The sequence below is a fragment of the Acidovorax sp. BLS4 genome (genome assembly GCF_032929295.1).
Classification (GTDB): Bacteria; Pseudomonadota; Gammaproteobacteria; order Burkholderiales; family Burkholderiaceae_C; genus Paracidovorax.
Window position 1 is genome coordinate 4,680,501 of record NZ_CP136797.1, and the last position, 12,559, is coordinate 4,693,059.

The 12,559-nt window shown below is 69.7% G+C and carries 13 protein-coding genes; 9 read left to right on the plus strand and 4 right to left on the minus strand.

The window, feature by feature from the left end; genetic code table 11:
- Positions 1 to 391: 391 nt before the first annotated feature.
- Positions 392 to 1,345, plus strand: coding sequence for an AEC family transporter (locus tag R1Z03_RS21650; protein WP_317355011.1), 954 nt, complete (start codon positions 392 to 394; stop codon positions 1,343 to 1,345).
- Positions 1,346 to 1,396: 51 nt separating this feature from the next.
- Here the strand turns inward: R1Z03_RS21650 and pdxH are convergent, their stop codons facing one another.
- Together pdxH and R1Z03_RS21660 are read right to left on the minus strand one after the other, a co-directional pair.
- The gene (gene pdxH, locus R1Z03_RS21655) at positions 1,397 to 2,050 is read right to left on the minus strand and encodes a pyridoxamine 5'-phosphate oxidase (RefSeq protein ID WP_284428371.1); all 654 of its coding nucleotides are present in this window, start codon (positions 2,048 to 2,050) and stop codon (positions 1,397 to 1,399) included.
- Between the two features lie 31 nt (positions 2,051 to 2,081).
- Positions 2,082 to 2,678, minus strand: coding sequence for a gamma-glutamylcyclotransferase (locus R1Z03_RS21660; protein ID WP_284401998.1), 597 nt, complete (start codon positions 2,676 to 2,678; stop codon positions 2,082 to 2,084).
- Positions 2,679 to 2,736: 58 nt separating this feature from the next.
- On the opposite strand from R1Z03_RS21660, the gene R1Z03_RS21665 reads away from it, so the two are divergent.
- A complete protein-coding gene (locus R1Z03_RS21665) occupies positions 2,737 to 3,267 on the plus strand; it encodes an OmpA family protein (RefSeq protein ID WP_284428370.1) in 531 nt (176 codons plus the stop codon).
- 106 nt (positions 3,268 to 3,373) lie between these two features.
- Here R1Z03_RS21665 and R1Z03_RS21670 read toward each other — a convergent pair whose 3' ends face one another.
- Complete coding sequence (locus R1Z03_RS21670) at positions 3,374 to 4,342, minus strand: threonine/serine dehydratase (protein ID WP_317355018.1); 969 nt, start codon at positions 4,340 to 4,342, stop codon at positions 3,374 to 3,376.
- Between the two features lie 114 nt (positions 4,343 to 4,456).
- On the opposite strand from R1Z03_RS21670, the gene R1Z03_RS21675 reads away from it, so the two are divergent.
- On the plus strand, positions 4,457 to 4,930 hold the full coding sequence (locus tag R1Z03_RS21675; RefSeq protein WP_284427879.1) for an Lrp/AsnC family transcriptional regulator: 474 nt from the start codon (positions 4,457 to 4,459) through the stop codon (positions 4,928 to 4,930).
- Here R1Z03_RS21675 and R1Z03_RS21680 read toward each other — a convergent pair whose 3' ends face one another.
- The gene (locus R1Z03_RS21680) at positions 4,931 to 5,959 is read right to left on the minus strand and encodes a LacI family DNA-binding transcriptional regulator (protein ID WP_317355021.1); all 1,029 of its coding nucleotides are present in this window, start codon (positions 5,957 to 5,959) and stop codon (positions 4,931 to 4,933) included.
- A gap of 161 nt (positions 5,960 to 6,120) precedes the next feature.
- Between R1Z03_RS21680 and R1Z03_RS21685 the strand changes: the two genes are divergently transcribed.
- The 6 genes from R1Z03_RS21685 (at position 6,121) to eda (ending at position 12,241) form a co-directional block, all read left to right on the plus strand.
- Positions 6,121 to 6,699, plus strand: coding sequence for a gluconokinase (locus R1Z03_RS21685; protein ID WP_372588185.1), 579 nt, complete (start codon positions 6,121 to 6,123; stop codon positions 6,697 to 6,699).
- Positions 6,696 to 7,256: a TRAP transporter small permease gene (locus R1Z03_RS21690; RefSeq protein ID WP_372588186.1), complete on the plus strand. Its 561-nt coding sequence runs from the start codon at positions 6,696 to 6,698 to the stop codon at positions 7,254 to 7,256. Before R1Z03_RS21685 ends, R1Z03_RS21690 begins: the two co-directional genes overlap by 4 nt.
- A gap of 10 nt (positions 7,257 to 7,266) precedes the next feature.
- Positions 7,267 to 8,547, plus strand: coding sequence for a TRAP transporter large permease subunit (locus tag R1Z03_RS21695; protein WP_317355028.1), 1,281 nt, complete (start codon positions 7,267 to 7,269; stop codon positions 8,545 to 8,547).
- Positions 8,548 to 8,621: 74 nt separating this feature from the next.
- A complete protein-coding gene (locus tag R1Z03_RS21700) occupies positions 8,622 to 9,632 on the plus strand; it encodes a TRAP transporter substrate-binding protein (RefSeq protein WP_317355031.1) in 1,011 nt (336 codons plus the stop codon).
- Positions 9,633 to 9,761: 129 nt separating this feature from the next.
- The gene (gene edd, locus R1Z03_RS21705; protein WP_317355034.1) at positions 9,762 to 11,570 is read left to right on the plus strand and encodes a phosphogluconate dehydratase; all 1,809 of its coding nucleotides are present in this window, start codon (positions 9,762 to 9,764) and stop codon (positions 11,568 to 11,570) included.
- Positions 11,567 to 12,241 carry a bifunctional 4-hydroxy-2-oxoglutarate aldolase/2-dehydro-3-deoxy-phosphogluconate aldolase gene (gene eda, locus R1Z03_RS21710; RefSeq protein WP_317360455.1) on the plus strand — a complete coding sequence of 225 codons (675 nt, stop codon included), beginning with the start codon at positions 11,567 to 11,569 and terminating at the stop codon, positions 12,239 to 12,241. Before edd ends, eda begins: the two co-directional genes overlap by 4 nt.
- Positions 12,242 to 12,559: the final 318 nt, after the last annotated feature.

Here is a 12,559-nt window from a genome sequence, read left to right on the forward strand (position 1 = left end):
GGGGCGGGCGGCCGGGCGCCGTCGCGCCCCCGGGCGGGCTCCGCCCGGGTCCTCGGGGCATCGGCGCCAGGAATTGCTATTGATTTAATAGCTATATGCCCTAGTGATGATTGCGCCGGAGCCCATTTTGAAGGATGGCGCAAAGGGTATGAGGGCGCCCCTTTCGCCAGCACCGACCGCCTGGGACTGGCGCGGGCCTGGACCATGCGCGCCGGGCAGGGGCGTGTGCACGCCGCAGCGGCTCACCGGTGCGCGGGCGGCTGGACATCCGCCGGGACAGGACAGGCCGCTGCGTCGAGCCGCCACCCCACGGGACCCATCGGACGCGGCGGTGCGCAGGGCGCGATGCACCGCACCGATAATCGAAGGCTTTGCCCGCAGGATCGCCGCCGTGAACTCCCCCGTCTTCGCCTCCATGATCCCGGTGATCCTGTTCATCGCCATCGGCTTTCTCGCCGGGCGCCTGGGCTGGGTGCGGGCCTCGGCGGTCAAGGATCTGTCCAACCTGGTGTTCCTGGTGCTCACGCCCGCGCTGCTGTTTCGCACCATGGGCACGTCGCGCGTGCAGGACCTGAACTTCGAGCCGGTGGGCCTGTACTTTCTCGCGGCCGGGCTGGTGTTCGTCGTGTCGCTGGCGCTCATGGGGTTCTCCACCCGCTCGGCCGCGTTCGGGCTGGCCAGCATGTTCAGCAACACCATCATGATCGGCGTGCCGCTGGTCGGGCTGGTCTACGGCCAGGAAGGGCTGGTGACGCTGTTCACGCTGATCTCGCTGCACGCGCTGATCCTGCTCACGGCGGCCACGGTGGTGTTCGAGCTGGCGCAGGCGCATGAAAGCCAGCGCGACGGCCGCAGCGCGCCGCGCCCCATGCTGCACACGGTGCTGCAGGCCGTGCGCAACGGCATCCTGCACCCGGTGCCGCTGCCCATCCTGGCCGGGTTGCTGTTCGCGCAGACCGGCCTGCACCTGCCCGAGGTGGTGGACAAGCCGCTGCAACTGCTGGGCATGGCGCTCGGCCCCATGGCCCTGCTGCTGGTGGGCGTGACGCTGGCGTTCAGCAAGGTGGGCCACCATGCGCGCGACGCGCTGCGCATTTCGCTGGTCAAGAACCTGGCGCACCCGGTGTTGCTGCTGGCGCTGGCCTGGGCCTTCGGCCTGGGCGGCACCTCGACGGCGGTGATGTTCCTGGCCGCGTCGCTGCCGGTGGGGGCCAACGTGTTCCTGTTCACGCAGCGCTACGACACCATGCAGGACGAGGTGACGGCCAGCATCGCCGTGTCCACCGCGCTGGCGCTGGTGACGGTGCCGCTCATGCTGGTCGTCGCGCAGCGGTTCTTCCACTGAGGCCTGGCGCCCGGTCGGCCGGGCCGACGCGCCGGCGCGCGGCGCGGGCGGTCAGGGCGCGAGGCGCTCGCGCACCCACTGGCCGCCATCGGCCCGGTAGCGCAGCCGGTCGTGCAGCCGGCTCTTGCGGCCCTGCCAGAACTCCCATTGCTCGGGCTTGAGGCGGTAGCCGCCCCAGTGCGGGGGGCGCGGCGGGCTGAGCAAAAACTGCGCGCCGTACCTGGCCGCGTTGGCCACCAGCACGCCGCGCCCGGGGATCACCTGGCTTTGCGGGCTGGCCCAGGCGCCGATGCGAGAGTCCAGCGGGCGGCTCTTGAAATAGGCGTCGCTCTCGGCGTCGTCCACCTTTTCCACGGTGCCTTCGATGCGTACCACGCGTTCCAGCTCCACCCAATGGAACTGCAGCGCCGCGAACGGGTTGCCCGCCAGTTGCCGGCCCTTGCGGCTGTCGTAGTTGGTGAACCAGACGATGCCACGCTCGTCGTAGCCCTTGACCAGCACGATGCGCGTGCTGGGCCGAAGATCGGGCCCCACGGTGGCGAGGGTCATGGCGTTGGGCTCGGGCACCTGGGCGGCCAGGGCCTGCTGCAGCCACTGGTCGAACTGGGCCAGCGGGTCGGCCAGGGAAGCGTCTTCGCTGAGTTCCGCGCGCTCGTAGCTCTTGCGCAGGTCGGCGATGGAGGAGGAAAGGGGGCTGCTGCTCATCGGGCGATTGTGCCCCGGCGCGCGCCGCGGGTCAGCGCTTGTGGCCGGGCGCCAGCGCCAGCAGCTTGCCCAGCGCCCGGTCGTGGATGCCCAGGCGGCGCAGTTCGTCGTAGGTGGCCTGGGCATAGTCGCGGGTGGTGCCGTAGATGCCGGTGGCCTGCTCGAAGATGCGGCGGTATTCGTCGTCCGGCAGCACGCCGGCGTGGCTCGGGCTGCGGCGCGACAGCGTGAAGGCGAGGGCGCGCACCGTGCCCTGGGGCGTCTGGCAGGGCAGCCAGCGCGGGTCGTACACCGCCAGCGCCATCTCGCGCTGCCAGAGGTTGACCATGGTCTGGCGGGCGTGCTCGCGGTCCACGCGGAACACCATGCCGCGGCAGCTGCCGCCCGAGAGCATGCCGAACACCAGGCCGGGCCGCTCGGGCGTGCCGCGGTTGATGCGGCTCCACATCTTGAGGGCGCGGTGCCAGCCATGCACGCGGGCGGGGCGCTGCTCGGCGAAGTCGAAATCGGGCCGCCAGATCAGCGAGCCGTAGCCGAAGATCCACAGATCATCCTGGCCGCCCCATTCGTCCAGGGTGCGCTGGAGCAGGGGGGCGGGGTCGCGCAAGGGGGCGGGCAGCGGCGTCATGACTCTACAATCGCGGGTTGTCTTCAGCCCCCATTATTTACTTTACGGAGTTCTTCCCATGGCCTTCAGCAGTTCCGATGACGACAGCCAGCAACGTTTTGCCCTCGGGTTCCTGTTCGCGTTGATTGCCCTGGTGGTGTCCTCGGTGGTGGGCGTGACGGTGTACAAGCAGCGCAGCCTGGCGCGCGCCCCGGTGGTCGAGCCCGCCGCCGTGGTGGTCGCACCCGCCGGCACGCTGGTGGTGGCCGAGGACGAAGTGGCCCGCGTGGTGGTGGATGGCGGCGTGGTCCGCTTCTACTTCGCCACGGGCCGTGCGGACCTGGCCCCTGGTGCCGCACCGGCCCTGGCCGACGTGTCGCGTGCCGTGGCCGAAGGCCGCTCGGTGGTGGTCTCCGGTTACCACGATGCCACGGGCGACGCCGCCGCCAACGCGCAGCTGGCCAAGGACCGCGCCCTGGCCGTGCGCGACGCGCTCAAGACGGCCGGCGTGCCCGAAGACAAGATCGACCTGCGCAAGCCCGCCGTCACGCAGGCCGGCGGCAGCAACGCCGAAGCCCGCCGCGTCGAGGTCACGCTGGCACCGCTTTGATCCGGGCGTGAGGGGGTGGCCGCCGGCCGCGTCCTCCGATCCCTCGACAGCAAGCCCGGTCCGCCGGGCTTTTTCTCTGGGCGCTCCAATCTCGGCGGAAGGGGCCTCAATGCAGCCACTGCACGATCTGCTGCGGGGTGAGGTTGCTGCCGCACAGCACGGTCGCCAGCTTCTGCAATCGCAGCGCGGGGTGTTCCATCACGGCGGCCACGCCGACGATGCCGGCGGGCTCCACCATCAAGCCGGCCGTCTGGAACACCCGCTGCATCGCGCGCCGGATGGCCGCATCGCTCACCAGCAGCACGTCGTCCACCAGGCCTTGCATGTCGTCCAGGGCCTGGGGAACGGGTCGCCGCACCGCAATGCCATCGGCGATGGTCTGCGTGGCGGGCCGCTCGATCAGCCGGTGCGCCTTCCAGGAGGCGGCCATGGCATCCGCGCCTTCCGCGCAAACGCCGATCACCCGCGTGGCCGGCGCATGGGCTTTCGTCCACAGGCCCATGCCGTTGAGCAGGGCGCCATTGCCCAGCGGCACCAGCAGGGCATCGAAGGCATCGCGCGCCAGCAGTTCGCGGGCGATGGTGCCGGCGCCTTCGCTGATTTGGGTCTCCAGCCCATCCTCGACCAGCAGCGCGCCGGACGACGCGCAAAAGCGCCGGGCTTCTTCCTTGGCGGTGTCGAAGTCGTCGCTGTGCAGGCGCACCTCCGCGCCCATCGCGCGCATCCGCTCGACCTTGAAGGCATTGGCCGTGGTGGCGGTATAGACCACCAGCGGCCAGCCGCGGGCGCGGCACACATAGGCCATGGCCTGCCCCCAGTTGCCGGCCGTGGCGCAGACCAGGGGCCGGCCGGCCAGCGCCGCCGCGTTGTCCTTGAGGAAGAAGTCGGCGCCGCGCCCCTTGAACGAGCGCAGCGGGTTCAGTGTTTCGACCTTGAGCGTCAGGGCGGCGCCCAGCGCCTGGCTGAGCGGCTCGCATTCGTACTGCGGGCTGTGGAGAAACACGGGGTCGATCAGGGAGGCCGCGCGCTCGATGTTGCGCAGCGAGAGGCGGTGGGGGGTGTCGATAATGGTCATGCCCAAAGTATGCAAACCGGGGCGGTGGGCCGGGCCGCGATTGCGCCCCCGCCAGCGCCGCCTCGCCGCATTGTGGGCGCCTTCCACGCGGCCTTCGTGCAACCCTCCGACGCCATGCCCCTCGACGCCTTCGACCGCCAGATCCTCGACCTCTACCAGCGGGACACCCGCGTGCCCAGCGAGCAGATCGGCGCGCGCGTTGGCCTGTCCGCCGCGGCGGTGCAACGGCGATTGAAGCGCCTGCGCGAGGCGGGCGTCATCCAGGCCGAGACCGCCCAGCTCGATTGCACCCGGCTGGGCCTGGGCATCACGGCCATCGTGCAGGTCGACCTGATCGACGAGTCGGCACGCGCCACGCGGGCCTTCCGCGAGACCGTGGGACAGCGCGGCGAGGTGCAGCAATGCTACGGCGTGGCCGGCAGCGTCGACTACGTGCTGATCGTCATCGTGCCCGACCTGGCGGCCTACGAGGCCTTCTGCGAGGCGTGCCTGCTGCACGACCCCAACGTGCGCAGCTTCACCACGCAGATCGTTCTGGATGCGCACCAGCGCGGCGCACCGCTGGCCATTCCCGCGCTGGATCGGTGATCAGGTGCTGCCGCGCACGACGAGTTCGTAGCCCAGCTCGACGCAGCCCGGCCCGGTGGGCGCGCCGCGCATCAGCCCGAGCAGCATCGCCGCGCCGGCGCGCCCGACCTCGGCGCGCGGCGTGCGCACGGTGGTGAGCGGCGGCACCATCTGGTCGCTGCCCTCCAGGTCGTTGAATCCGGCCACCGCGATCCGCCCGGGCACCGCCACCCCCAGCCGGTTGGCCGCCAGCAGCCCGCCCTGGGCGATGTCGTCGTTGCAAAAGAAGATGGCATCCACGCCGGGCATGCGGCGCACCACCTCTTCGAACAGCCGTGCGCCCAGTGCGACCGACGAGCGCTCCGGGCTGAGCACCTCCAGCGCCGGGTCGTACAGGCCCGCCTCGCGCAGGCAGCGGCGGTAGCCCTCGGCGCGCTGCAGCGTGCGCGGGTCCAGCTGGGCGGCGCAGAAGGCGATGCGGCGGCGGCCCCGGTCCAGCAGGTGGCGGGTGATGGCAGCGCCCGCAGCGGTCTGCGAAAAGCCCACGCAGGCGACGTCCGGCGCCGTGCTGGTCTCCATCAGGTGCACGCAGGGCACGCCGCTGCGGGCGATGAGCTGGCGGGCGGTTTCGCTGCGGTCGAACCCGGTGACCAGCAGGCCGGCGGGCCGGTGGGGCAGATAGGTGCGCAGCAGCAACTCTTCTTCGGTGGTGTCGTAGTGGGTCACGCCGATGAGCGGGTGAAAGCCCTCGGGGAACAGCGTGCGGTGCACCGCCTCCAGCAGATCGACGAAGAGCGTGTTGGACAGCATGGGCACCAGCACCAGCACCTGGGTGCTGCGCTGGGAGGCGAGGGCGCGCGCCGCCGGATCGGGCACGTAGCCCAGGCGGTCGGCCGAGGCGCGCACACGCTCGGCCAGTTGCGCGTCCACGCTGCGTTCGCCGCGCAGCACGCGCGAGACGGTGATCGGGCTCACGGCGGCATCGCGCGCCACGTCATCGAGCGTGATGCGGCCGCTGGAACGGCGGGGGCGGCGGGTGGCGTCGGTCAAGGGTTAATCCGGAGCAGTCTGGGTGGCATTGTTTCCTAAGATAGCGCTATCTTTCACAGGGTAAACAAGCATGCGGCGACCGATGGCGCTGTAGCGTGCAGCAAACCCGGCCCAGCCACCCGCGGTGCGGCGCCATGCCCCACCGCATTTCTTCGAATTCAATGGATAGCGCTATCTCAATGTTTCGCCCGCAGGCCATCGTCGTGATGGGCGTGTCGGGCTGCGGCAAGTCCAGCGTCGGCGAGTCCTGCGCGCAGTCCTTGGGCTGGACGCTGCACGAAGGCGACGCCTACCACGCCCCCGAGAGCATCGCCAAGATGCGGGCCGGCACGCCGCTGACCGATGCCGACCGCGCCGGCTGGCTCGGCCGCCTGGCCCGGTTGCTGGACTCCAGCGAAGGCGGGCCGGGCGTGGTGCTGACCTGCTCCGCGCTGCGCCGCAAGTACCGCGACCGCCTGCGCGAGGCGCACCCGGCGCTCGGCTTCGTCTTCCTGAAGCTGGGCTATGACGAAGCGCTGGTGCGCGTGCAGTCGCGGCCCGGCCACTTCTTTTCGCCCGCCCTGGTGGCCGACCAGTTCGCCACACTGGAATCGCCCGAGGGCGAGCCCGGCGTGCTGACGCTCGATGCCACGCAGCCCATCGCCACGCTGGTGCAGGACGCCGTGGCCTGGGTGCGCGGCCCCGAGGCTTTCACCCCCGAAAAAACAGGCCGCGACACAGCGGCAGGAGACAACGCATGAGCAGTCCGCAGCCGCCGACGAGGGATCTGGCCGCCCCGTCCGCCCCGTCTTCCTCCCCGCACGCGCCACCCCGCCGCAAGCCGGCGCTGCAGCGGCTGGCCGAGCTGTTCATGGTGCTGGCGCTCGCCGGCATGGTGGTGGCGGTGTTCGTCAACGTGGTGCTGCGCTATGTGTTCCACACCAGCATCGTGTCGTACGAAGAGGTCTCGCGCCTGCTGTTCGTGTGGCTGGTGGCGGTGGGCTCCATCGTCGCGGCCTTCGAAGGCAAGCACCTGGGCTTCGACATGCTCACCTCGCGCGTGAAGGGCGGGGCGCGCAAGGGCCTGTTCTGGGTGAGCCAGTTGCTCGTGGCGGTGTGCATGGTGCTGCTGCTGAAGGGCTCGTGGGAGCAGGTGGTGGCCGGCATGAGCAGCTACAGCACGGTGCTCGGCTACCCGCTGGCGCTGGCCGCAGCCGCCACGCTGGTGCTGGCGGCCGGCCTGCTGGTGGCCCTGGTGTTCGACCTGCTGCGCGGCGAGCCGCCCACGCCGGCCGGCGGGGCGGGTGACATCGAATAAGGGGCCGGACATGATCGTGACCGCGATTTTTCTGCTGGTGCTCATCGGCGGCATGGTGATCGGCATGCCGATCGCCCACGCGCTGGTGCTGACGGGCGTGGCCCTGATGTGGCACCTGGACTTCTTCGACTCGCAGCTGCTCGCGCAGAACCTGCAGGCCGGCTTCGACAACTTTCCGCTGCTGGCGGTGCCGTTCTTCATCCTGGCGGGCGAGCTGATGAATGCGGGCGGGCTGTCGCGCCGCATCATCGACCTGGCGCGCGCTTTCGTGGGGCACATCCGCGGGGGACTGGGCTTCGTGGCCATCGGCGCCGCGGTGCTGCTGGCCTCGATGAGCGGCTCGGCCATCGCCGACACTGCGGCCCTGGCCACCATCCTGCTGCCCATGATGCGCCAGCAGAACTACCCGCCCAGCTACAGCGCGGGCCTGCTGGCATCGGGCGGCATCATCGCGCCGATCATTCCGCCGTCGATGCCGTTCGTGATCTATGGGGTGACGACCAACACCTCCATCAGCAAGCTGTTCCTGGCGGGGGTGTTTCCGGGCCTGATGATGGGCATCTTCCTGATCCTGGCCTGGTGGTGGATCGCCCGCAAGCACCAGCTGCCGTCCATGGAGCGCGTGGAATGGGGTGCGCGCATGAAGGCGCTGGTCCACAGCTTCTGGGCCATGATGATGCCGGTCATCATCCTGGGCGGGCTCAAGGGCGGCATCTTCACGCCGACCGAAGCCGCCGTGGTGGCCGCGGTCTACGCCCTGTTCGTGTCGATGTTCGTCTACCGCGAACTCACCTGGTCACAGCTGTACGAAGTGTTCCTGGCGGCGGGCAAGACCACCGCCGTGGTGATGTTCCTGTGCGGCGCGGCCACTGTGACGGCCTACATGATCACCCTGGCCGACCTGCCCGCCATGCTGGCGGACAGCTTCTCCGGCGTGATGGGAAATCCCATCGTGTTCATGGCGCTGATGATGCTGTTCCTGCTCGTCGTGGGCACGGCCATGGACCTGACGCCCACCATCCTGATCTTCGGGCCGGTGTGCCTGCCGCTGGCGGTGAAGGCCGGCATCGATCCGGTGTACTTCGGCTTCATGTTCATCTATGTGGGATCGCTCGGCCTCATCACGCCGCCCGTCGGCACGGTGCAGAACGTGGTGGCGGGGGTGGGTGGTCTGCGCATGGAGACCGTCATCAAGGGCACCACGCCGTTCCTGCTGATGTACGTAGTGCTGCTGGTGCTGTTCGTGCTGTTCCCGGTGCTGATCACCGGCCCGCTGCGCTGGCTGCATTGAACCGCAGCCGGCCCCGATTTCCAATGGTTTCGTTTTCCCTCTCTCTTCAGCGCTTTCAATACAAGGAGACAAGCATGCGTATCCGTTTCGCTCTCGCCGGCCTGGTGGCCGCACTGGTGGCCGCCGGGGCCGCCCAGGCCCAGGACTTCAAGCCGCGCCTCGTGCGCTTCGGCTATGGCCTGGTCGACGATTCCAACCAGGGCCGCGCGGCCCGCCTGTTCGCGCAGGAGGTCGAGAAGGCCTCCGGCGGCAAGATGAAGGTGCGCACCATCGGCAACGCCGCCCTGGGCTCCGACACCCAGATGCAGCAGGCGCTGATCGGTGGCGCACAGGAGATGATGGTGGGCTCCACCGCCACGCTGGTGGGCATCGTGCCCGAGATGGCCGTGTGGGACACGCCGTTCCTCTTCAACAACGTGAAGGAGGCCGACGCCGTGCTCGACGGCCCGGTCGGCGAAAAGGTCAAGGCCAAGCTGGAGCCCAAGGGCATGGTCGGGCTGGTCTATTGGGAGAACGGCTTTCGCAACCTCACCAACAGCAAGCGCCCCGTCAACAAGCTGGAAGACCTGGGCGACATCAAGCTGCGCGTGATGCAGAACAACGTGTTCCTGGACAGCTTCAAGGCCCTGGGCGCCAACGCCGTGCCGCTGCCGTTCTCGGAACTGTTCACTGCCCTGGAAACGCGCGCGGTCGATGGCCAAGAGAACCCGTTCAACACGGTGGTGTCCAGCAAGTTCTACGAAGTGCAGAAGTACCTCACGGTAACCAACCACGTGTACAGCCCGTGGATCGTCACCGTCAGCAAGAAGTGGTGGGACACCCTCTCCGCCGCGGAAAAGAAGGTGCTGCAGGACGCCGCCGTCAAGAGCCGCGACTTCGAACGCAAGGACACGCGCGAAGAAGCCGCCAAGGCCCTGGCCGACCTCAAGACCAAGGGCATGCAGGTCAACGAACTGCCCGGCTCGGAAGCCAACCGCATGCGCGAAAAGCTCGCCAGCGTGAACACCGGCATCGCCAAATCGGTCGGCCAGGAAACCTGGGACGCGGTGAACGCGGCCGTCAAGCAGGCGCGCGGCGCCCAGTAACCCGGCACGCATGGGCTCGCCCCGCGGCCACGGGCCGGGGCGGGCCGACACATGCCCTTTGCCTACAGACGGAGCGGCCTGCGGGTTTACCATGGGCGCTCCGCCAGCCCGTTGCCAACACCCGCCAGCATGCCCATCCACGACACCGTTGAAGCCGTTACCCGGCGCATCCGCGAGCGCAGCGCGCCCACCCGCGCCGCCTACCTTGCCCAGCTCGAAGCCCATGCACACCGCGACCGCGGTGCCGACCGACTGGGTTGCGCCAACGTGGCGCACGCCTTCGCCGGCATGCCCGGCAACGACAAGCTGCGCGTGGTGGCCCAGAAGGCACCCAACGTTGGCATCGTCAATGCCTACAACGACATGCTCTCGGCCCACGCGCCGCTGCAGCACTACCCCGATCTGATCAAGGACGAGGTCCGAAAGCACGGCGCCACCGCGCAGGTCGCCGGCGGGGTGCCCGCCATGTGCGACGGCGTCACGCAGGGCACGCCCGGCATGGAGCTGAGCCTGTTCAGCCGCGACGTGATCGCCATGGCCACGGCGGTGTCCCTGAGCCATGACGTGTTCGACGCCGCGCTCATGCTGGGCGTGTGCGACAAGATCGTGCCCGGCCTGCTCATCGGCGCGCTGCAGTTCGGCCACCTGCCCACCGTCTTCGTGCCGGCCGGGCCCATGACCTCGGGCCTGTCGAACAACGCCAAGGCCAAGGTGCGCGAGCAGGCCGCGCAAGGCCTGGTGGGCCGCGCCGAACTGCTGGCCGCTGAATCCGCCGCCTACCACAGCGAAGGCACCTGCACGTTCTACGGCACCGCCAACAGCAACCAGATGCTGCTGGAAGCCATGGGCCTGCACGTGCCCGGCACCGCCTTCATCAACCCCGGCCAGGCGCTGCGGCAGGAGCTGACCCGCGAGGCCGCGCGCACCGTGCTCGGCCCCGCGTGCCCGCCCATCGGCAAGGTTATCGACGAGCGCGCCATCGTCAACGCCATGTCGGCCTTGCTCGCCACGGGCGGCTCCACCAACCACCTCATCCACTGGGTGGCCGTGGCGCGTGCGGCCGGCATCGTCATCGACTGGGACGACTTCGCCGCGCTGTCGCACGCCGTGCCGCTGCTGGCCCGCGTGTACCCCAACGGCAGCGCCGACGTGAACCAGTTCCAGGCCGCGGGCGGCCCGGGCTACGTGTTGCGCGAACTGCTCGATGCCGGCCTGATGCACGAAGACGTGCTCACCGTGCGGCCCGGCGGCATCCGCGAATACACCCGGCTGCCCCATGGCAACGCCGAAGGGCGCCTGGGCTGGACCGACATCGGCGCCAGCGGCGACGACGGCGTGCTGCGCCCGGCCACCGCGCCGTTCAGCGCCACCGGCGGCCTCAAGCTGCTGCAGGGCAACCTGGGGCGCAGCGTGATCAAGGTCTCTGCCGTGCCGGAAGACCGCCACGTGGTCGAGGCGCCCGCCGCCGTGTTCGGCTCGCAGGCCGAACTGCAGGCCGCCTTCCAGGCCGGGCAGCTGGACCGCGACGTGATCTGCGTGGTGCGCTGGCAAGGGCCGCAGGCCAACGGCATGCCCGAGCTGCACAAGCTGACCCCGCCCCTGGCCGTGCTGCAAGGCAAGGGATACCGCGTGGCGCTGGTGACCGATGGCCGCATGAGCGGCGCATCGGGCAAGGTGCCGGCCGCCATCCACGTCTCGCCCGAAGCCAACGCCGGCGGCGCGCTGGCGCGGGTGCAGGACGGCGACGTCATCCGGCTGGACGCCGTGGCGGGCACGCTCGACGTGCTGGTCGATGCCGCCACCTGGCAGGCCCGCACGCCCGCCGTGCTGCCGCCCGCACAGGCCGAAGACAACGCCCACGGCTGGGGCCGTGAACTGTTTGCCGGATTCCGGCGCAACGCGCTCAGCGCAGAAGAGGGAGCCTGCTCGTGGCTGTGAACGACGACGACACCAACCAGCAGAACCACGGCAACGCGGCCTTCACCGCCGTGCAGGTCATGCGCGACGCGCCGGTCATCCCGGTCATCGTGCTCAACGATGTGGCCCACGCCGTGCCCATGGCCCGCGCCCTGGTGGCTGGCGGCATCCGCATGCTGGAGGTGACGCTGCGCACCCCGCAGGCCCTGGCCTGCATGGAAGCCATCGCCCGCGACGTGCCCGAAGCAGTGGTCGGCGCCGGCACCGTGCGCAGCGCGGCCGATGCCCAGGCCGCCGCCCGTGCCGGGGCCCGCTTCGCGGTGAGCCCGGGCTTCACCCCAGCGGTCGGCCGCGCCTGCCGCGACCTGGGGCTGCCGTTGCTGCCCGGCGTGGCAACGGGCAGCGAGATCATGATGGCGCAGGAAGAGGGCTTCAACGCGCTGAAGTTCTTTCCCGCCGTTCAGGCCGGTGGCCTGGCCATGCTCAAGGCGTGGCAGGGGCCGTTCAGCGATGTGGTCTTCTGCCCCACGGGTGGGATCCAGCCGGGCAATGCGGCGGAGTTTCTGGCGCTGGGGAATGTGGCCTGCGTCGGCGGGTCGTGGCTGGTGCCAGGGGATGCGCTGGCGCAGGGGGATTGGGCGAGGGTGACCGAATTGGCACGGGGGGCCGTGGCGCTGCGCGCGAAGGTTTGAGGCGAATGGGCTGCTGGCGCTGATGGGTGAGTGCTGGCCGCTGTGCCAAACACAGTCGGTGGTTTGCGGTTGTTTTTGATCGCCTTGGCACCCCCTTTATCTGGCAAACAATTGCTACTACCACTACAGCGACCGGCCGGGAGCTAGCAATTGCCACGGCTTCTGACTAACTGGTTTAGGCTGGTCTCCGACGCTCAGCGAAGCCAATCAGACGGCGGCTGTACGCCCAAAGCAGTCGCTCGCAACGGCGTCTGGAGAGGCCGCTCAGCGATTGCCGGCAATCGATTCCTCGAGTTCGACGCCCAAAAACCGACGTTC

Bases quoted from the DNA above. Each gene is read 5' to 3' on its own strand.
- R1Z03_RS21690 (WP_372588186.1), top strand. From the start codon at position 6,696: ATGAGCAGTCCGCAGCCGCCGACGAGGGATCTGGCCGCCCCGTCCGCC.
- R1Z03_RS21685 (WP_372588185.1), top strand. From the start codon at position 6,121: ATGGATAGCGCTATCTCAATGTTTCGCCCGCAGGCCATCGTCGTGATG.
- pdxH (WP_284428371.1), bottom strand. From the start codon at position 2,050: ATGAGCAGCAGCCCCCTTTCCTCCTCCATCGCCGACCTGCGCAAGAGC.
- R1Z03_RS21695 (WP_317355028.1), top strand. From the start codon at position 7,267: ATGATCGTGACCGCGATTTTTCTGCTGGTGCTCATCGGCGGCATGGTG.
- R1Z03_RS21660 (WP_284401998.1), bottom strand. From the start codon at position 2,678: ATGACGCCGCTGCCCGCCCCCTTGCGCGACCCCGCCCCCCTGCTCCAG.
- R1Z03_RS21700 (WP_317355031.1), top strand. From the start codon at position 8,622: ATGCGTATCCGTTTCGCTCTCGCCGGCCTGGTGGCCGCACTGGTGGCC.
- R1Z03_RS21665 (WP_284428370.1), top strand. From the start codon at position 2,737: ATGGCCTTCAGCAGTTCCGATGACGACAGCCAGCAACGTTTTGCCCTC.
- R1Z03_RS21670 (WP_317355018.1), bottom strand. From the start codon at position 4,342: ATGACCATTATCGACACCCCCCACCGCCTCTCGCTGCGCAACATCGAG.
- R1Z03_RS21675 (WP_284427879.1), top strand. From the start codon at position 4,457: ATGCCCCTCGACGCCTTCGACCGCCAGATCCTCGACCTCTACCAGCGG.
- edd (WP_317355034.1), top strand. From the start codon at position 9,762: ATGCCCATCCACGACACCGTTGAAGCCGTTACCCGGCGCATCCGCGAG.